11 protein-coding genes are annotated in these 19,561 nt (G+C 73.8%); 3 read left to right on the forward strand and 8 right to left on the reverse strand.

Going from position 1 to position 19,561, the window contains the following annotated elements; all coding sequences use genetic code 11:
• Window positions 1-753: 753 nt before the first annotated feature.
• The 6 genes from AC069K_RS26765 to AC069K_RS26790 form a co-directional block, all read right to left on the reverse strand.
• Entirely contained in the window at window positions 754-2,598 is a 1,845-nt protein-coding gene (locus AC069K_RS26765; protein ID WP_478620646.1) for a GMC oxidoreductase, read from the reverse strand.
• Window positions 2,599-2,643: 45 nt separating this feature from the next.
• Complete coding sequence (locus AC069K_RS26770) at window positions 2,644-4,260, reverse strand: succinic semialdehyde dehydrogenase (RefSeq protein ID WP_365105599.1); 1,617 nt, start codon at window positions 4,258-4,260, stop codon at window positions 2,644-2,646.
• 185 nt (window positions 4,261-4,445) lie between these two features.
• A complete protein-coding gene (locus AC069K_RS26775) occupies window positions 4,446-6,020 on the reverse strand; it encodes a serine/threonine-protein kinase (protein WP_478620650.1) in 1,575 nt (524 codons plus the stop codon).
• A 145-nt stretch (window positions 6,021-6,165) separates the two neighbouring features.
• A complete protein-coding gene (locus AC069K_RS26780) occupies window positions 6,166-7,749 on the reverse strand; it encodes a serine/threonine-protein kinase (RefSeq protein ID WP_358835331.1) in 1,584 nt (527 codons plus the stop codon).
• Window positions 7,750-7,927: 178 nt separating this feature from the next.
• The gene (locus AC069K_RS26785) at window positions 7,928-11,128 is read right to left on the reverse strand and encodes a protein kinase (RefSeq protein WP_478620652.1); all 3,201 of its coding nucleotides are present in this window, start codon (window positions 11,126-11,128) and stop codon (window positions 7,928-7,930) included.
• Window positions 11,129-11,234: 106 nt separating this feature from the next.
• Complete coding sequence (locus AC069K_RS26790; protein WP_478620655.1) at window positions 11,235-13,229, reverse strand: serine/threonine-protein kinase; 1,995 nt, start codon at window positions 13,227-13,229, stop codon at window positions 11,235-11,237.
• Between the two features lie 248 nt (window positions 13,230-13,477).
• Here AC069K_RS26790 and AC069K_RS26795 point away from each other — a divergent pair, with 248 nt between their 5' ends.
• Complete coding sequence (locus AC069K_RS26795) at window positions 13,478-14,539, forward strand: serine hydrolase domain-containing protein (RefSeq protein ID WP_478620658.1); 1,062 nt, start codon at window positions 13,478-13,480, stop codon at window positions 14,537-14,539.
• Here AC069K_RS26795 and AC069K_RS26800 read toward each other — a convergent pair.
• A complete protein-coding gene (locus AC069K_RS26800; protein WP_358833562.1) occupies window positions 14,536-16,242 on the reverse strand; it encodes a glycerol-3-phosphate dehydrogenase/oxidase in 1,707 nt (568 codons plus the stop codon). The genes AC069K_RS26795 and AC069K_RS26800 overlap by 4 nt on opposite strands.
• Window positions 16,243-16,462: 220 nt before the next feature.
• On the opposite strand from AC069K_RS26800, the gene AC069K_RS26805 reads away from it, so the two are divergent.
• A complete protein-coding gene (locus AC069K_RS26805) occupies window positions 16,463-17,707 on the forward strand; it encodes a nucleotide sugar dehydrogenase (RefSeq protein WP_478620661.1) in 1,245 nt (414 codons plus the stop codon).
• Between the two features lie 108 nt (window positions 17,708-17,815).
• Window positions 17,816-18,307, forward strand: coding sequence for a hypothetical protein (locus AC069K_RS26810; protein WP_478620664.1), 492 nt, complete (start codon window positions 17,816-17,818; stop codon window positions 18,305-18,307).
• 99 nt (window positions 18,308-18,406) lie between these two features.
• Here the strand turns inward: AC069K_RS26810 and AC069K_RS26815 are convergent, their stop codons facing one another.
• On the reverse strand, window positions 18,407-19,531 hold the full coding sequence (locus tag AC069K_RS26815) for a GuaB3 family IMP dehydrogenase-related protein (protein WP_358833560.1): 1,125 nt from the start codon (window positions 19,529-19,531) through the stop codon (window positions 18,407-18,409).
• Between the last annotated feature and the right edge of the window lie 30 nt (window positions 19,532-19,561).

The following is a 19,561-nucleotide window of genomic DNA, read 5'->3' on the forward strand; positions in this document are numbered from 1 at the left end:
GTCTGTCCGTCTGTCTGTCTCTCCGCCGGTCTGTCTGTACGGGTCCGGGTCCGGGTCCGGCGCAGCTCACCCGTCCGGCGCCGTGACCGGCCGGTGCCCGGCTTCGTTGGTCAGGGTGTCCGTGCCAGCCAGGGGCGGGCCCGAAGAATCCACGCGTGGCTCCGCTGGGGCGTGTGACGTGCCGTCGGCACGTCGTGGGACCTCGCCCCAGCGCGCGTGACCGGTCGGCAGGGGACAGCAGCCCGGTCACCCCTTCAAGAAGCGGTCGGCCCCGGGGACGCCCGGGGTCGGCCGCATCCGGTCCGAACGGCTGCGGCGGCCCGCAGCCCCTCCCGCACGCTCTCCCCAGATCACGTCCCCCAGCGGCGCTGCCCCCCGGCGCCGTCCCCCCGGCACCGACGCCGCCCTGACGCCGGTGCTGACGGCCGAGGGCCCCGCGGAGCCATCCCCAGGACGGATGGCCCGATGCGGGGCCCTTCGCTCTGCCCGGCTGCACGGCGGGCCCGGCTGCCCGGCGCCCCGCCCTTCCGGCGGCCGGGCGGACGACTGCGACGCCTGTGACGGCGGTGTGACAGGGAGCACATAAGAATTCTGTGAGTCCTGGGACAACCATTGACAGGATTGGCGGGTCATTTATGCGGAACCAACGGCCCCGCCTGCTCGGCGAGCGGCCCACGGACGAGCGGGGAGCGCTGCACTCGGAGGGGGGTGCAGCGCTCCTCGTTTTTTCACGGGACCGCCTCCCGCCGCTGCTCAGGCCCCGCTGTCCGCCGCGGACTCCGCCTTCGCCGGTACCGTCGGCATCCCCAGGAACGGCAGCCGCAGCGCTCCGAACGCGTCCTGCGGGACCGCCGGGGCCTTCGGCGCCACCGCCGCGACCCGTACGTACGGCCGCCCCTGCGCCGGGCGCGGATCGGCCTCGCCCTTGTTCGGCCACAGCGACATCGCCCGCTCGGCCTGGGCCGTGATCGTCAGGGACGGGTTGACGCCCAGGTTCGCCGAGACCGCGGCGCCGTCGACCACCGAGATGCCCGGGTGCCCGTAGAGCCGGTGGTACGGGTCGATCACGCCCTCCTCGGCCGACGCCCCGATCGGGCAGCCGCCCAGGAAGTGCGCGGTCAGCGGGGTGCCCATCAGCTCCCCGACGTTCGAGCCGGCGAAGCCGTTGATCTCGGCGGCGATCGCGGTGGCCGCCTCGGAGGCCGCCCTGATCTGCTTCGGGTTCGGCGCGCCGTGCCCCTGGCGGGCCGTGAGCAGGCCCTTGCCGACGCCGTCCGGCTTCAGATACGTGGTGAGCGAGTTGTCCAGGGACTGCATCACGAGGCCGATGATGGTCCGCTCCGACCAGCGGCGGTTGCTCAGCGAGCGGGCGAGGAGCGTGGGGTGCTTCACCGCGTTGGCCAGCCAGCCCAGCGCGCGCGAGGAGCCCTCCGCGTACGGCACCTGGAGGATGGACAGCCCGCCCATCGCGTTGGAGCCCCGGCCGTAGCGGACCGGCTCGATGTGGGTGTTCTCGTCGGGGTGGACCGAGGAGGTGATGGCGACGCCGCGGGTGAAGTCGGCCCGCGCGGCGCCGTGCGCCTTGCGGTAGCGGCGGTTGTCGGTCTGCGCCCCGACCAGCGCCTCGGAGTTGGTGCGGGTCAGCTCGCCGAGCCGCCGCGAGAGGTACGGCAGCTGGCCGCCCGCGCGCATGCGGTGCAGCAGGGTCTGGGTGCCGTAGGTGCCCGCCGCGATCACCACCCGGCGGGCCGTGAAGAGGCGGCCCGTGCCCTTCCTGCGGTTGTCCGTGGGGAGCGTGGCGACCGCGTAGCCGCCCTGCGAGTCGTCGGTGACCGAGACGACCGTCGTCATGGGGTGGACGACCGCGCCCGCCTTCTCGGCGAGGTGGAGGTAGTTCTCGTTGAGGGTGTTCTTGGCGCCGTGGCGGCAGCCCGTCATGCACTCGCCGCACTCGACGCAGGCCTTGCGCGCCGGGCCCGCCCCGCCGAAGTACGGGTCGGCGACCTGCTCCCCCGGCCGCGCCTTGGCGGCGCCGTCCGCGTCCTGTCCGTCGCCGAAGAAGACCCCGACCGGCGCCATGTGGAAGGTGTCGCCCACGCCCATCCGCTGCGCCGCCGCCTTGAGGTGGACGTCGGAGGGGGTCATCGTCGGGTTGAGCCGGACCCCGAGCATGCGCTTGGCCTGCTCGTAGTACGGGGTCAGCTCCTCCTGCCAGTCGGTGATGTCCTTCCACTGCGGGTCCTCGAAGAACTGCTTCGGCGGTACGTAGAGGGTGTTGGCGTAGTTGAGCGAGCCGCCCCCGACGCCCGCGCCGGCCAGCACCATCACGTTGCCGAGCAGATGGATGCGCTGGATGCCGTACATCCCCAGCTTCGGCGCCCACAGGTAGTTCTTGATGTCCCAGGAGTTCTTCGGCAGCGTGCCGGGCGTGAAGCGCCGGCCCGCCTCCAGGACGCCGACCCGGTAGCCCTTCTCGGTCAGCCGCAGGGCCGTCACCGAGCCGCCGAAGCCGGAGCCGACGACCAGGACGTCGTAGTCGTACGCCCCCTCCTCCTCCGGCTGGAGTTCCTGGTTCCGGGCGCGCGTCTCCTGGGGCATCGGCTCTCCTCGTACGAAACAGAAAGGGCGGGGGCGGGACGGGGGTCAGCGCAGGCGCAGGGCCTTCATCGCCTTCAGGCTGCGCGTCATGAACGCGGCGTACTTCTCGTCGTCCATCCCGAAGGAGGGCGCGAGCGGCAGGAGGCGCTGCTGGGCGACGGTCTGGGCCTCGGTGTACTTGAGGATGCCCTCGGAGCCGTGGCGCCGCCCGAGACCGGAGTCCTTCATGCCGCCCATCGGGGACTGGACGCTGCCGTAGGCCGGGGCGTACCCCTCGTTGATGTTGACCGTGCCGGTGCGCAGCCGTGCGGCGACCTCGTGGCCGCGCCTGGAGTCCTTCGTCCAGACGGAGGAGTTGAGGCCGTACGGGGTGGCGTTCGCGGTCTCGATCACCTCGTCCTCGTCGGTGAACCGGTAGACGGAGACGACCGGGCCGAAGGTCTCCTCGGTGCAGACGGCCATCGGGGCCTCGACGCCTTCGAGGATGGTCGGCTCGTAGAAGAGCGGGCCGATGTCGGGGCGGGCGACGCCGCCCGCGACGAGCCTCGCGCCCTTGGCGACGGCCTCCTCGACGTGCCGGGTCACGGTCTCCAGCTGGCGCTCGCCGACCAGGGAGCCCATGTCGGCGCCGTACGCGAGGGAGTTGCCGAGCCGCATCGCCTTCGTCCGGGCGGCGAACCGCTCGACGAAGGCGTCCGCGACCGACTCGTGGACGTACAGTCGCTCGATGGAGATGCAGAGCTGGCCCGCCGAGGAGAAGCAGGCGCGGACGGCGCCCGCGGCGGCCTTCTCCACGTCGGCGTCTCGCAGCACCAGCATCGCGTTCTTGCCGCCCAGCTCCAGCGAGACGCCGACCAGCCGGGCCGCGGCGCCCTGGGCGACCTCGCGGCCGGTGCGGGTGGAGCCGGTGAAGGAGACGTAGTCGGCGTGGCGGACGACCTCGGGGCCGACGACCGGGCCCTCGCCGAGGACCACCTGGAACACCTCGGCGGGAAGCCCCGCCTCGATCAGCAGGTCACGGGCCCACAGGGCGGTGAGCGCGGTCTCGGTGTCGGGCTTCATCACCACGGCGTTGCCGGAGACGAAGGCGGGCAGCGCGTCGCCGACGGACAGCTCGAACGGGTAGTTCCAGGGCGCGATCTGCCCCACCACCCCGCGCGGCTGGCGCAGTTCGGTGACCTTGGTGAGCGTCGGGACCACACCGGTGTGGCGCCTGGGGCGCAGATACGCGGGCGCCTTGCGGCCGTAGTGGCGCGCGGCCACGGCGACGGCCTGCACCTCCTCGTGCGCGTGCAGACGGGCCTTGCCGGTCTCCAGCTGGATGAGGTCGAGGACCTCGGCCTGCCGGGCGAGGACCAGGTCGTGGAAGCGCAGCAGCACGGCGGCACGCTCGCGGGCCGGGGTCGCCGCCCAGGCGGGCTGGGCGGCGCGGGCGCGCGCGAAGGCTCCGGCGACGTCGTCGGGCGTGGACTCGGGCAGGTCCGCCAGCTTCTCGCCGGTGAACGGTGTGTGATTGGCCGTCCGGCCGGAGCCCGCCACTCCCCGGACGAGCTTGGCGACCACCTCCGGGGTGACCACGTCGGCGGCGGTGCGGGCGCCCGCCGGGGCGGCGGCGACCGGGTTCGTACGGGTGCGGGTGGGCGTGGCCTGCGAGTCCGTCATGGGGGGAGCGTATGCCGGGCACGGCGGTTTGGGTACCCGCCGGTAACAGATTTCGGAACCCTCACCACCGCGCCAGCGACCACTGGCGACATATGCGCTGATCAGCGCGTTGTACCTGCGGAGCCGGCCCCGAACGCCGAGGAGCCCGGGGCGGCTTCCGGGTGGGCGGCCCGGCGGGTGGGCGGTCAGGCCGAGGGCGTGAAGGAGTCGAGCGCGGTGTCGAAGTGCCGCTTGGCCTCGTCGAGGCGGCTGACGGGGGCCGAGACCCACACGTCGTACATCGTCCCGTTCTCGTCCCAGCACTCGTCGTAGGTGTGCCGGGGCCCCTCGGCCGCGCTGAAGCCGTTCCAGCTGAACTCCCACAGCGCCGCGTCGTGGCCCTGGTGGGTGGTGGAGACGACCTTGCCGCCCCGGTAACCGGGGTTGGTGTCGGGCCCGTTGGCGTGCGAGTGGCGCATCACGCCGAGCGGGCCGCCGGAGACGGACTGCTGGAGGCGGATGCCCAGCCGGAAGGCCCCGTCCGGCGACACGTAGAAGACGCGCCGGTCGTCGGTGGTACGGACGTACCCCGCCGGGACCGTCAGGCCGAAGCCGTCCGGGTCGCGGACGTGGCGGTACCCGGCGGGCGCGGTCCCGAGCGGGGACGGCTCGCCGGCGCGGGTGACCGTCACCGTGGGGCCGGGCGGGCCCGGCTCGGCCGCGGCGGACGCGTGCCCGGTGACCGTCGCCGTTCCGCCCGCCGCCGCCCTGGCCTGCCCACCGCCCTCGTCGCCGCCGCTCAGCAGGGCCGCCGCGCCCGCGCCGGCACCGCCGAGCACCACGACCGCGGCGGCCGCGATCAGCGCGGCCCGGGTCCTGGACCGGCGGGCCGGCTCGACCACGGCGACCCGCTCGGTCGGCGTGTACTGCCGGGGCGCGACGGGGGTGGCGCCGCTCGACACGTACGCGCGCAGCATCTCGTGCGCCTCGTCCGCGGTGAGCCTGCGCGCCGGGTCGCGCTCCAGGAGCCCGCGGACGACCGGCAGCAGCGGGGCGGCGGCCAGGGGCGGACGGATCTCGTCGGTGACCACCGCGTGCAGTACCCCGCCCAGGGAGTCGCGGTGGAAGGGGGACTCGCCGCTCAGGGCGGCGCACAGCAGCGCGCCCAGCGACCACAGGTCGGACTCGGGCCCGGCGGCGGCGCCCTGCATCCGCTCCGGAGAGGTGTACTCGGGCGAGCCGACGAAGGCGCCGTCCTCGCTGATCGTGGTGGACCCCGGCAGCTGCGCGATACCGAAGTCGGTGAGCACGACCCGGCCGGTGCCCTCCTCCAGCAGGACGTTGGCGGGCTTGAGGTCGCGGTGGAGCACGCCCTGGCGGTGCGCGGCGCTCAGCGCGCCGAGCAGCGCGATGCCGATCCGGGCCGCCTCGGGGGCGTCCACGGGGCCGCTGCCGCGCAGCCGGTCGGCGAGCGAGCCGCCCTCGACCAGCTCCATCACGATGTACGAGCGGCCGTCCTGCTCGACGACGTCGTGGACGCCGATGACGTGCGGGTGCTTGAACTGCGCCACGGCGCGCGCCTCGCGGAGCGCGGCGGTGGCGGGGGCGCCGCCGTCGGGGTGCAGTTCCTTGACGGCGACCTGGCGGCCCAGGAGTTCGTCGGTGGCGCGCCACACGGTGCCCATGCCGCCCCGGCCGAGCCGGGCCGCCGGCCGGTAGCGTCCGGCGATGAGACGGTCACCGGCCGCGCCGCCACGCGGTTCACTGGCTGCTGCGGGCACCGCTTCCCCTCGTTCCCTGGTCCTGTGGCCATCATGCCGCACGGGGGCGCGCCCGGGCGGGGCGTGAGGTCACGAGACGGAATCGACCGGGCGGCACACGGGACCTGCGGGGGCGCGCGCGAGGGGCGCGCGGCGCCTAGGGCGCTCAGTTCAGCGGCGGCGGCTGCCAGCCGCGCAGCACCGTGTCGAACTGCTCGCGGGTGGTCGGCCAGTCGGACTCCGGGCCCGACATGTAGATCGCGTACTCGGCGGCGCCGCCGTCGGCGAAGTACATCTGGTCGATGGCGTGCCGCTTGCCCGGGAAGCCCTTCTTCTCCACGTAGGTGAACTCCCAGAGCGAGGAGTTCACCTGGTCCCGGAAGGTGTTGGAGTGCAGGGTCACCCGCTGGTACTTGGGCAGCCGCTTCTCCAGCGCCTTCTCCAGGTTCAGCTGGTGCATGTACGGGTTCTCGAAGTCGGGCTTGCCGACGCTGACACGTATGTAGTGACGGCCGTTGTCCGGCGTGTAGTCGACCTCCTTGCCGTCCATCCGGCGCCGCCAGCCCTCGGGCACGAACAGGGCGAAGCCGGCCGGGTCCTTCACCCGCTTCCAGCCCTGCGGCACGGAGGCGTCGGCCTTGCCGGACTTGCCCGTCCCGGTGCCGGTCGGCTCGGTGGTCGTCGCCGCCGAGTCGTCGCCGCTGTCGCGGTACTTCAGGGCGGCGAGCCCGGCCGCGCCGCCGAGGACGGCCGCGAGCGCGACCACCAGGGCGACCGTCCGCCCGCGCCTGCGGACGGGGCGGGCGGGCGCGGGCAGGGGCGCGATCGCCTCGGGGACGGGCGCGCGGACCGTGCCGGAGGTGCCCGGCGGGGCGGTGGCGGCCCGCAGCTCCGACTCGGAGACCTGACGGGTCGGCACGTACTCGTGCGCGGCCTTGGGCTCGCGCCCCTCCATCGCCTCCAGGAACATCCGCTCGGCCTCCTCGGCCGAGGGGCGGTCGTCGGGGTCCTTGCGCAGCAGGGCGGTGATCACCGGTGCGAGCGCGCCGGCGTGGGTGGCGGGCTCCGGCTCCTCGTTCACCACCGCCTGCATGGTGGAGATGGGCGAGGAGCGGCGGAAGGGCGATCCGCCCTGGACCGCCGTGTAGAGCGTGGCGCCGAGGGACCACAGGTCGGAGGCGGGACCGGGCTGCCCTCCTCGTACCCGCTCGGGCGCCAGATAGTCGATGGAACCGACCAGTTCACCGGTCCGGGTGATCGTGGAGTCGCCCTCGATGGCGGCGATCCCGAAGTCGGTGAGCAGGACGCGCGAGTCGCGGGCGAGCAGGACGTTGCCGGGCTTGACGTCGCGGTGGAGCACGCCCGCGGCGTGCGCGGCGCGCAGGGCGCCCAGGACGTGCAGTCCGATGCGGGCGGCCTCGCGCGCGTCGATCCGCCCGGTCTCGGAGGCCTTCACCGCGTCGGCGAGCGAGGGCCCGTCGACGTACTGCATCACGATCCAGGGGCGGTTGTCGTGGTCGAGCACGTCGTGGACGGTGACCACGCCGGGGTGGGTGATGCGGGCGGCGGCCCGCGCCTCCTTCTGCGTCCGCGCGTGCAGCACGACCCGGTCGGCCTCCGCCACGTACAGCGCGGCGGTCAGCTCCTTGACGGCGACCGTGCGGTGCAGGACCTCGTCGTGGGCGCGCCAGACCTTGCCCATGCCGCCGCGGCCGATGGTGTCGCCCAGGCGGTAGCGCCCGGCCAGCAGCAGCCCTTTCGCCACCGCTTCCGCGCCCTTGCCGCTCTTGCTCTGGTTCTGTTCCACGTCCCCCGCCCGGCCGGTTCTTAAGGGGCAAGGTTACGGAGCGGATTCCGGCCAGGGAACCTCGGGGGCACCTTGTGAGCCACCTACCAAGAGGTATGTGTCTGAGGCAACTGGTGAAGCCTCAACGAGTGGCGCTGTAGGCGGCCGTGGCCTGCGTATAGATCTCGCTCACCTTGTCCCGCTGCGGTTCCGGACCGATGACCACGACCAGGTGGTATCGGCCATTGATGATCATTACCTGGTTGCGGACGTAAACCGTGCGGCCCGTGCTGTCGCGCCAGGTGAACTGCCCCTCGGCGGTGACCTTCTGGCCGATGTCGACGCGGCGCAGCCCCGTGGCGGTGGCCCAGGCCGAGTCCCGGAACGGCTGGAGTTCGCGCTCCTTGTCGCGCTGGTACGCCAGCGGGTCCGCGCCCGCGTCCTTGACCGCGTCCCGGCCGGGCACCACGAGCAGCGTGAAGTCACCGCCGACATAACGGACTTGTCCGGCGTCGTTGATGGGCCGCCGCTGGAAGGAGGGATCGACCGCGGTCCGGAACCCCTCGGGGTCGGTGCGCAGCACATAGCCCTTGGCGGGCGGACGCGCGCCGGGCTCGGTGGTCTGCGTCCTCGGCGTGGAGGGCGTGCCGCTGCGGGGCGGGTCGCTGGGCGCGGGGGTGCTCGGGGGCGCGCTCGTGGCCGTACCGGCGGGCGGGGCGCCGGTGTTGTCCTTCTCGCCCTTCGCCCCGGACTCCGGCATGAAGAACACGGCGTACGCGAGGGCCGCCGCCAGGAACAACAGGATGAGCAGCACGAGGATCCGGCCGAGCGACCGGGGCCCGCGCGTACGGGTCGCGGCCGGGGACGACTTGGGCGGACGGGACCGGGGCCGGCGCGGCTCCTCCAGGACCTCCGCGGCGGGGCGCCGCTCGGCCCTGCGAGGTTGCGCGCGGCGCTGCTGGCGATGGCGGCCGTGCTCGCCGAAGGCGCCCCTGCGGCGCCGGACGAGCTCGCCGCGGCGGCGCACGATCGGCAGCCGGGTCGCGTCGGCCGGGGGCAGCGGGACGACCTGGGTGCCCGCGTCCGGCTCGGGCGCGGAGCGCACGATCGAGCGCAGCCAGCCGCGCAGCTCCTCGAAGTCGGGCCGCTCGGTGGGGTCCTGGCGCAGCAGCGACTCCACGACCGGCCGCAGCGGACCGCACTCCTCCGCGAACGCGGGCGGCTCGCCGCACACCATCTGCACCAGCTCGACGGCGCTCTCCTCCGGATACGGCGCGTGCCCCTGCACGGCCCGGAAGAGCAGCGCGCCCAGCGCCCACAGGTCGGTGGCGGGACCGATCGGCGGCGCGAGGCGCCAGTTCTCGTGCACCGGCCCGGCCTGCTCGGGCGCCCACCGCTCGGTGACGGCCCCGACGAGGGCGATCCGCGTCTGGCGCGCCCGCTCGCCGTCGAGCCGGGTGGCGGGGCCCCGGTAGCCCGCGCCGTGGCGCTGCGGGACGGCCGCCTCCCAGCCGCCCTCCCGGGCGGGCACGGGCGCGGTGACGTGCGTCTGCCGCTGGGCGTCGGCCCGCAGCGCCTCGGCCCCGGCGCCGACGGCGTGCGGAAGCGCGGGGCGGGGGCCGGTGGAGGGCCGGGGGCCGGTGGTGGCGGGGGGCCGGGCCCGGGCACCGGTCCGGGGCGCGGGCGTGCGGTCGGGCCGCTGGGGCTCGCCGGTCTGCGCGTGCGGCACTTCCAGGCGCGGGAGCTGGGGGTGCGGGGTCCCGGTGTGCGGGCCCGCGGGGTGGGCGGGGTCGCGCGGCGTGGGGCGCCCGGCCGTCTCGGGGGGCGCGTCCGCCGTGCCGGGCTGCGCGGGGCGCGGGACCCAGCGCCCGGTCACCGGGTCGTACGCCCGCCGGGTGCGACCCGAGTCCGGGCCCTCCTCCACGGCGTACGGGCTGGCCGCCGAGGACGCGCCCGCCACGGGCGTACGCGGCACCCGCGTCCCGCTCACCGGGTCGTACACACCCTGGTCTGCGAGGTCATGCCACGACCCGGCCGACTCGGCGCGGGAGAGCTCGGCGCGGGTGAGCTCGGGCTGGGTGAGCTCGGAGCGCGGCACGGGCAGCGCGGCCCCGTCGTCGCCCACGCGCGCGGTGGCCCGCGTCCCGGCCCGGTACGCCGCGACGGCCCCGGCCCGCCCACTCCCGGAGGCCCCGCCGGAACGGGCCGCGGGCCCGTCCTCCGGTCCCGGCCGCCCGCCCTGGCTCCCGCCGCCCTCGTCCGCGCCGGACCCCGCCGGGGACCACCCGGCGGGAAGCGCGGGGGCCCTGGTGGAGGGCAGGGAGGCGGGGTGGGGAGGCCGGGGGGCCTCGGGGGCCTGGTCGTCGTACGGATCCCCGTAGAGGTCGCTGTGGGGGTCACCGTGGGTGTCGCTGTAAGGATCGCCGTAGGCGTCGCGGTGGGGGTCGCCGTGAGCGCCGCTGTAAGGATCGTCGTAGGCATCGCCGCGGGTGTCGCTGTAGGGGTCGGGCTCGCCGGACGTGTCGGGACCGCCGTCGTCCGGGCCGGTCGCGGAGTACGGGGAGTAGTCGGCTCCCGCGGAGTACGGCGGGTTCGGCGCGTCCGGGGTGCCCGCCAGGTACGGCCGGTGCGGGGCGTCCGCGTCGTCCGGGTCGCCCCCGTCGTCCCGGGAGTCCCGCGCGTCCCCCCACGCGGCACCCGCGGAGTCGGACGACGCCCCCGGCGCGCCGAAGTCGTCGCTCTGCTCACCGAGCGGCGGCGGCACCACCACATAGCCGCACAGCGCCTCCTCCGCCGCGCCGACCGCCAGTCCGGTCAGCATCACGCGGCCGTCGTCGCATATCAGCACGGTGCGCTCGGTGATGTTGCGGTGCGTCCAGCCGTGCGCGTGCAGCACGCGCAGCGCCGTCAGCACGTCGGAGGCGACCTCCGCCGCCCGGTACGGCGCCATCGGCTGCTCGGCGAGGAGCGCGGCCAGCGGCCGGGCCATGACGAACTCGCTGACGATCCACAGCGAGCCGTCCTCCGCGAAGACGTCGAAGACCTGGTCGAGCCGGGGGTGATCGGGGATCTGCGCGGCCGCCTGGGCCGCCTCGATCGCCCGCCGCAGCGCGGGGTTGGCAGGCCGTCGCGCCGCTCCGGCGCCGTACCGCCCGTCCCCGTACCGCCCGTCCGCGCCCTGCACCTCGGCGTCCACGACCTCCGGCAACGGCACCTGCCGCACCAGCACGTCCTGCCCGCTATAGGTGTCAAAAGCCCGGGTCTCCAACGGCTCGTACTCGTCGGAGGAGGGCAGCGGCAGCCGATAGCGGTCGGCGAGCACCCGACCCGCGTAGTCGTCCACATCGCCTCCCCACAGCGTGCTGCTCCCCGGAACCCGTCAATTCCGGTCGTTTACCGGCCCATTGTGGCTGCGTACGGTTCGCGGGCTCTCACGATACGTGGCCTGCTCAGTCCTTGGGGCTGAACGTGTCGAACGCCGTCTTGCGCAGCGTCACGCACGCGTCGCCGTCCCACTCGGCCGTCTTGCAGGTCACCATGATCGCGTAGCCGTGCGAGCCGTCGACCTTGAAGCCGCGGTTGAGTATCCGGACCCGCTCGCCGCCCTGGTCCCGCTCGAACTGCCAGTCGGCGACCGTCGGGTATCCCTTGTAGTCGACCTTCTGGATGCCGAGCAGGTGGTAGTTGCTGCTGCTCCCGGCGACCGCGCCGGCCAGCTCCAGCCAGGCCCGGCGGGCGTCGTCGGTCGGCTTGGCGTTGAAGTCGACCTGGACGCGGGGGAAGCCGCCGCCCGCCGCGTATATCCCGCCGGAGTTGTCCCCGGCTATGCCGACGCGGTGGAAGCCCGAGGGCATGGCCATGGAGAAGTGGAAGTCGCCGTCGGTGACCATGGTGTAGCCGCTGGGCAGCCCGGCGGACGCGCCGCCGCCGCTGCCCCCGGACCCCGGGGACGTGGACGCCGCGGGCGACTTGCCGCCGCTCTGGCCCTGACCCTGTCCCTGCGTCTGGCCCTGCGTCTGGGTCTGGCCCTGGCCCTGCTGCTGACCGTTGCCCTGACCCGTGCCCTGGGCGCCGCCGGTCTTGCCGCCGCTCGTGCTTCCCGCGGTGGCGCCGCTGGAGGCCTTGCTGCCGCTCTTGCCCTTGTCCTTGTCGTCACCGCCGCCGCTGAACGCGACCGCGAGCACCGTCCCGAGCACGGCCAGCGCCGCGACCACCGCGATGATCACCAGGGTGCGGCGCGGGACGACGTCGGTGAGCGGGGCCCGCACCGGCGCGGGCGGCCCGGGCGGCGCCGACGGCGCCACGGGCACCGACCCGGCGGCGACCGGCTGGGCGGCCGGCCTGCCCGCCGTTCTGTCCTTGGCCTTCTCCTTGGCCGTGGTCTGCGCCGCCACCGCCGCGTTCCGTACGGACTTGAAGGCGCCGCGCATCCGGTCGGCGGCCGCGTCGGCCACCTCCTTCGCCTTGGCGCCCGCGTCGCCCTTGGGCTCGCCGGGCACGGGCGGCAGCGCGACGACCCGGGTCACCTCGGACGAGACCGGCTCCGGCGCCCGCACGGCCTGCTCGGGCGCGTGCAGCACCTCGGTGAGCAGCGCGCGCGCCGCCTCGTTGTCGAGCCGCTGCTCGGGGTCCTTGGCGAGCAGGCCGTAGATGACCTTCTCCAGGAGCGGACCCGCGTTCGCCGGCGGGTCCACCGGCTCGGTCATCACCGCGGTCAGCGTGGCGATGGCGGAGCCCTTGTCGTACGGCGGGACGCCCTCCACGCACGCGTAGAGCAGGCCGCCCAGCGACCACAGGTCGGCGGCCGGGCCGGGCTTGTGGCCGCGGGCGCGCTCCGGCGAGATGTACGAGGGCGCGCCGACGAGCATGCCCGTCGAGGTGATGGACGGGTCGCCCTCGACCTGGGCGATGCCGAAGTCGGTGAGCACGACCCGGCCGTCCTCGGCGATCAGCACGTTCGACGGCTTCACGTCCCGGTGCAGGATGCCCTGCCGGTGCGCGGAGCGCAGCACGTCGAGGATGGCGAGCCCGACCTCGGCGGCCCGGCGGGGCGTCAGCACCCCGTCCTCGCGCACCGCTTCGGCGAGCGACTTGCCCTCGACCAGCTCCATGACGATCCACGGCCGGTCGTCCTCGTCCACGACGTCGTAGACCGTCACCGCGCTGGTGTTGCGGATCCGGGCGATCGCCTTGGCCTCACGCAGGGTGCGCGTGATCAGCCGGCGCTTCTCCTCCTCGTCGATGCTGCTGGGGAAGCGCAGCTCCTTGACGGCGACGGTACGGCCGAGCGTCTCGTCGACGGCCCGCCAGACCGTGCCCATGCCACCACGGCCGAGCACATCCCCGAGCCGGTACCGCTCGGCCAGGAGTCGGCCCTCGGCTTTGGCGCCGGACTCCTTCCGCTCGTCCCGCTGGGGCTCCCGCGACTGCTCCGCCTCCGACATGCGTCCCCTCTGCGATCCCTGATCCGCGCCCGCACCGACCGCGTCCCGGCCGACGGCTCCCCGCAACTTGCCTCGTGAGGCGGCCCGGTTCACCGCTCCGACCTGCTTCTGCTGCCGGGGGTCCGGGGGTTGGCCCCCGGGGGAGCGGCACCCGCCCTGGCAGAGCGTCCATTGTCTCTCACGTCGGGACCAATGATTGTCCCGGGTCCGCCGTCCGCCAAGATGTCCGGGGAAGGGGGACCACCACCGTGCCAAGACTCCGGGCGCTGCTCGCCATGCCACTGGCCCTGGTGCTCTGCGGCCTGGGCATGACCGACCCACCGACCGAACCGGACCGAACCGGTCTGAAAGACCCGCAGGCCACGGCGCTGGCACGGCTGGTCACCGATACGGGTACCCCCGCGGCGGCCCTCCTCACCGACGACGGCGAGCACTCCCGCTTCGGCACGGCCGGGTCCGGGCTCGGCCGCGACGACCGTTTCCGGGCGGGCAGCGTGACCAAGTCCTTCGTCGCCACGGTGGTACTCCAGCTGGCCGCCGAGGGCAGGCTGCACCTCGACGACACGGTGGAACAGCATCTGCCGGGCCTGATACGCGGCCATGGAAACAACGGCCGCCACCTCACCCTGCGCTCCTTGCTCTCCCATACCAGCGGTCTGTTCCCCTACACGGCCGACGGTGCCGCTCCGGTTCCCCTCACCCCCTCACAAGCCGTTCACACCGCGCTCACGCACTTCCCCGGGCCGCTGGGCATTTACGCCTACTCCAACACCAACTACGTCGTTCTCGGCATGGTCGTTCAGCAGGTCACCGGTCATACCTACGCCGCCGAGGCCGAGCGCCGCATCATCGCCCCCCTCCATCTCACCGGCACCTCGTTCCCGGGCGCCCGCACCACGCTCCCCTCCCCGCACAGCCGCGCCTACTCCCCCGGCGGCCACGACGTCACCGACCTCGACCCGCGCCCGGCCGGGGCCGCCGGTGAACTCATATCGACGCTCGCCGATCTGAGCCGCTTCTACGCGGCCCTGCTCGGCGGCGTCCTGCTGCCCGCGCCCCAGCGGCGCGAACTGCTCGACACCGCCGCCACCCACGGCGTCTACGGCCTCGGCGTCTACCCCGAGCGGCTCTCCTGCGGCCTCACCGTCTGGGGCCACAACGGGCGTATATCCGGCAGTTCGGTCCGCGCGGCGGTCACCGCCGACGGCCGCCACACCACTGTATTCCGCATCAACACGGACATCACTCTCAACCCCTCCCTCGAACTGTCGCTCCTCGACTCCGAGTTCTGCCCGGCGGGCCGGCCCTAGAGCGGCACGATGTCCGGCGCGCCCAGCCGCGCCGCGTCGGCCGTCAGGTCGTCCGGCTGGCGCTGCGACTCGCGCTCCGCCTCCACCCGCTTCTCGTAGTGCTCCACCTCCTTCTCGATCTGCTTGGCGTCCCAGCCGAGGACCGGCGCCATCAGCTCCGCGCACTCCCGGGCCGACCTCGTACCCCGGTCGAAGGTCTCGATGGAGATCCGGGTGCGCCGCGTCAGGACGTCGTCGAGATGGCGGGCGCCCTCGTGGGACGCGGCGTAGACGATCTCGGCGCGCAGATAGTCCTCCGCCGCGCCGAGCGGCTCGCCCAGCGACGGGTCGGCCACGATCAGCTCGATGAGGTCCTCGGCCAGTGATCCGTACCGGTTCAGCAGGTGCTCCACCCGGACCACGTGCAGACCGGTGCGCGCGGCGGTCCTCGCGCGGGCGTTCCACAGCGCGCGGTAGCCCTCCGCGCCCAGCAGGGGCACGTCCTCGGTGACGCAGGCCGCGACCCGCTGGTCCAGGCCGTGCACCGCCTCGTCCACCGCGTCCTTCGCCATGACCCGGTACGTCGTGTACTTGCCGCCGGCGATGACCACGAGACCCGGCACCGGGTGCGCCACCGTGTGCTCGCGGGAGAGCTTGCTGGTGGCGTCCGACTCCCCGGCGAGCAGGGGGCGCAGGCCCGCGTAGACCCCCTGGACGTCGTCCCGGGTCAGGGGGACCGCGAGGACGGAGTTGACGTGTTCCAGGAGGTAGTCGATGTCCGCGCTGGAGGCCGCGGGGTGGGCCTTGTCCAGGTCCCAGTCGGTGTCGGTGGTGCCGACGATCCAGTGGCGCCCCCAGGGGATCACGAAGAGCACCGACTTCTCGGTGCGCAGGATGAGGCCGCTGGTGGAGTGGATGCGGTCCTTGGGCACCACCAGATGGATGCCCTTGGAGGCCCGGACGTGGAACTGCCCGCGCTCGCCGACCATCGCCTGGGTGTCGTCCGTCCACACCCCCGTCGCGTTCACGATCTGTTTGGCGCGGACCTCGTACTCCCCGCCGCCCTCCACGTCGCGCACCCGCGCCCCGACCACGCGCTCGCCCTCGCGCAGGAAGCCGGTCACCCGGGCCCGGTTGGCGGTGTGCGCCCCGTAACTCGCCGCGGTGCGCACCAGTGTCGCCACGAAGCGCGCGTCGTCCATCTGGGCGTCGTAGTACTGAAGGGCCCCGACCAGCGCTTCCCGCTTCAGGCAGGGCGCGACCCGCAGGGCGCTGCGGCGGGAGAGGTGGCGGTGGACCGGCAGGCCCCGGCCGTGGCCGGACGACACCGACATCGCGTCGTACAACGCCACGCCCGAGCCCGCGTACCACCGCTCCCAGCCCTTGTGCTGGAGCGGGTAGAGGAACGGCACCGGTTTGACCAGGTGCGGGGCGAGGCGCTCCAGGAGCAGCCCGCGCTCCTTCAGGGCCTCGCGCACCAGAGTGAAGTCCAGCATCTCCAGATAGCGCAGCCCGCCGTGGATCAGCTTGCTCGACCGGCTGGAGGTGCCCGAGGCCCAGTCCCGCGCCTCGACGAGGCCGGTCGAGAGCCCTCGGGTCACGGCGTCCAGCGCGGTGCCCGCGCCGACCACCCCGCCGCCGACGACCAGCACGTCGAGCTCGCGCTCGGCCATGGCGGCGAGCGCTTCGGCGCGCTGCACCGGTCCCAGTGTCGCTGTCCTCACGGGTGCCTCCCGTTGATCGGGGTGGTCTGGCTCACACACCCGATTCTGGACGCGACCACCGACATCGGCCACCGCCTGTGGACAACACTCGGACAACCCGGGCCCGGCAATACGGCATAACGGTCATATTTACTCTTAGTCTGACATTGCGTAACGCTCATTCTGTCCACAGGGCTTGCGCGCCATGTCCCCTCCGGTTATGGGAAGGACGGTCACCGGCATGCCCGCAGACCTCGCTGTCATCGGACTCGGCCACCTCGGCCTGCCCCTCGCACAGGCCGCCGCCGCCGCGGGCATCGAGACCGTCGGCCATGACACCGACCCCCATGTGCTCGCCGAGCTGCGCGCCGGGCGCGCCCCGGTCGACGGCTCCCTGACCGCCGCCGAGCTGCGCCGGATGCTCTCGGGGGGCTTCCGTGCCTCCGCCGACCCGGCCGAGCTCGGCCGGGTCCGTACCGCGGTGATCTGCGCCCCCACCCCGCCCGGCGCCGACCGCACCCCCGACCTCACCGCCGTCGCCGACGCGGCCCGCACCCTGGCGGCCCGGCTGCGCCCGCACACCACGGTGATCCTGGAGTCCGCCGCCTATCCCGGCACCACCGAGGACTTCCTGCGCCCGCTGCTCGAAGCGGGCTCGGGGCTGCGGGCCGGGCGCGACTTCCACCTCGCCTACTCGCCCAGCCGCCTCGACCCCGGCAACCGCACCCACACCTTCACCACCACCCCCAAGGTCATCGGCGGTCTCACCCCCGCGTGCACCGAGTCCGCCGCCGCGTTCTACAGCCGGCTCACCGACAAGGTGGTACGGGCGCGCGGCACCCGCGAGGCCGAGATGGCCAAGCTCCTGGAGACCAACTACCGCCAGGTCAACATCGCGCTCGTCAACGAGATGGCGGTGCTCTGCCACGACATGGGCGTGGACCTGTGGGACGTGATCCGGTGCGCCGAGACCAAGCCGTTCGGCTTCCAGCCCTTCCGCCCCGGCCCCGGCGTCGGCGGCCACGGCGTGCCGCTCGACCCGACCCCGCTGCCCTACACGGGACTGCGGATGGTGGGCCTGGCCCGGGAGATCAACGCCCGGATGCCGCAGTACGTCATCCAGCGCTCCACCACGCTCCTGAACGAGCACGGCAAGTCCGCCCGGGGCGCGCGCGTCCTGCTGCTCGGCGTCACGTACAAGCCCGACCTCGCCGATCTGGAGGGCTCCCCCGCCGCCGAGATCGCGGGGCGGCTCATCGACCTCGGCGCGGCGGTGAGCTACCACGACCCGTACGTCCCGGACTGGCGCGTGCGCGACCAGCCCGTGCCGCGCGCCGACTCCCTCTACGAGGCGGCCGCCCACGCCGACCTCACCGTGCTGCTCCAGCAGCACCGCACGTACGACCTGCAAGGGCTCTCGGTCAAGGCGCAACTGCTGCTCGACACGCGCGGGGTCACCCCCGGGGGCGCCGCCCACCGACTCTGAAACGTGATCCCCCGGGCCCTGGGCGGTTGCTACTCTTCGGGTCGCCCGATCGCACAGCCGTGCGCATTCACGGGCTCGTGCTTTCACTTACCTCGGGGGGATCCGAAGATGAGTCAGTCCGTTCCACCGCCCCAGCAGCCCCAGCAGCCCCAGCAGGAGTTTCCGGGCTTCGTCCCGGCGCCGCCGCCCGCGCCGGTCCGTGACAACTTCGCCGGGGGGCTGGTGACGGCGGTCGTCGTCGCCGTCGTCGCCGCGGGTGCCTACGGCGCGCTGGTCGGCGCCACCGAGCACGAGATCGGCTACGCGGCCGTAGGTGTCGGTTTCCTGATCGGCTGGGCCTCGGGCAAGGTCGGCGGACGCAACCCCGCCCTGCCGGTGCTCAGCGCGGTCCTCGCCCTCGGCGCGGTCTACGCGGGCCAGCTGGTCGGCGAGGCCGTACTCGGCGCCAAGCAGCTGCCCGTCAGCGCCTCGGAGCTGCTGTTCCAGCACCTCGGCCTGGTGAACGACGCCTGGAAGGCCGACGCCGACCCGATGACGTTCCTGTTCTTCGCGATCGCCGCCGTCGCCGCGTTCTCCGGCTCCAAGAAGGCCGGCGCCTGACCCCCGTACACGCGTGAGGGCCCGGACCGTCGAACGGTCCGGGCCCTCACGCGTCCGTAGGACGCACGCGGACCGGGGCCCACGCGCGCGTACGGGTCGTCAGCGCTTGTGCTGCGCGTCCGCCACCGTCACCTCGACGCGCTGGAACTCCTTGAGCTCGCTGTAGCCGGTGGTGGCCATCGAGCGGCGCAGGGCGCCGAAGAAGTTCATCGAGCCGTCCGGGATGTGCGAGGGACCGGTGAGGATCTCCTCGGTGGTGCCCACGATGCCCAGGTCGACCAGCTTGCCGCGCGGCACGTCCTCGTGGACGGCCTCCATGCCCCAGTGGTGGCCCCTGCCGGGCGCGTCCGTGGCACGGGCCAGCGGGGAGCCGATCATCACCGCGTCGGCGCCGCAGGCGATCGCCTTGGGCAGGTCGCCGGACCAGCCGACACCGCCGTCCGCGATCACGTGCACGTACCGGCCGCCGGACTCGTCCATGTAGTCGCGGCGGGCCGCGGCCACGTCGGCGACGGCGGTGGCCATCGGGACCTGGATGCCCAGCACGTTGCGCGTGGTGTGCGCGGCGCCGCCGCCGAAGCCCACCAGGACGCCGGCCGCGCCGGTGCGCATCAGGTGCAGGGCCGCGGTGTACGTGGCGCAGCCGCCGACGATCACCGGGACGTCCAGCTCGTAGATGAACTGCTTGAGGTTGAGCGGCTCGGCCGCGCCCGAGACGTGCTCCGCCGAGACGGTCGTGCCGCGGATGACGAAGATGTCGACACCCGCGTCCACCACGGCCTTGGAGAACTGGGCGGTGCGCTGCGGCGAGAGCGCGGCCGCGGTGACCACACCGGAGTCGCGCACCTCCTTGATGCGCTGCCCGATCAGCTCTTCCTTGATCGGGGCCGCGTAGATCTCCTGGAGGCGGCGGGTGGCCGCGTCCTCGTCCATCTGGTCGATCTCGTCGAGCAGCGGCTGCGGGTCCTCGTACCGGGTCCACAGGCCTTCGAGGTTCAGCACGCCCAGTCCGCCGAGCTCACCGATGCGGATCGCGGTCTGCGGCGACACGACGGAGTCCATCGGGGCGGCCAGGAAGGGCAGCTCGAACCGGTAGGCGTCGATCTGCCAGGCGATCGAGACCTCCTTCGGGTCCCGGGTGCGCCGGCTCGGGACGATGGCGATGTCGTCGAACGCGTACGCCCTGCGGCCGCGCTTGCCGCGCCCGATCTCGATCTCAGTCACGTTGTGTGGGCCTTTCCCTCTACGTCTGCC

Source organism: Streptomyces sp. NPDC043908, assembly GCF_056435525.1.

Bases quoted from the DNA above. Each gene is read 5' to 3' on its own strand.
- AC069K_RS26765 (WP_478620646.1), bottom strand. From the start codon at position 2,598: ATGCCCCAGGAGACGCGCGCCCGGAACCAGGAACTCCAGCCGGAGGAG.
- AC069K_RS26770 (WP_365105599.1), bottom strand. From the start codon at position 4,260: ATGACGGACTCGCAGGCCACGCCCACCCGCACCCGTACGAACCCGGTC.
- AC069K_RS26790 (WP_478620655.1), bottom strand. From the start codon at position 13,229: ATGTCGGAGGCGGAGCAGTCGCGGGAGCCCCAGCGGGACGAGCGGAAG.
- AC069K_RS26805 (WP_478620661.1), top strand. From the start codon at position 16,463: ATGCCCGCAGACCTCGCTGTCATCGGACTCGGCCACCTCGGCCTGCCC.
- AC069K_RS26810 (WP_478620664.1), top strand. From the start codon at position 17,816: ATGAGTCAGTCCGTTCCACCGCCCCAGCAGCCCCAGCAGCCCCAGCAG.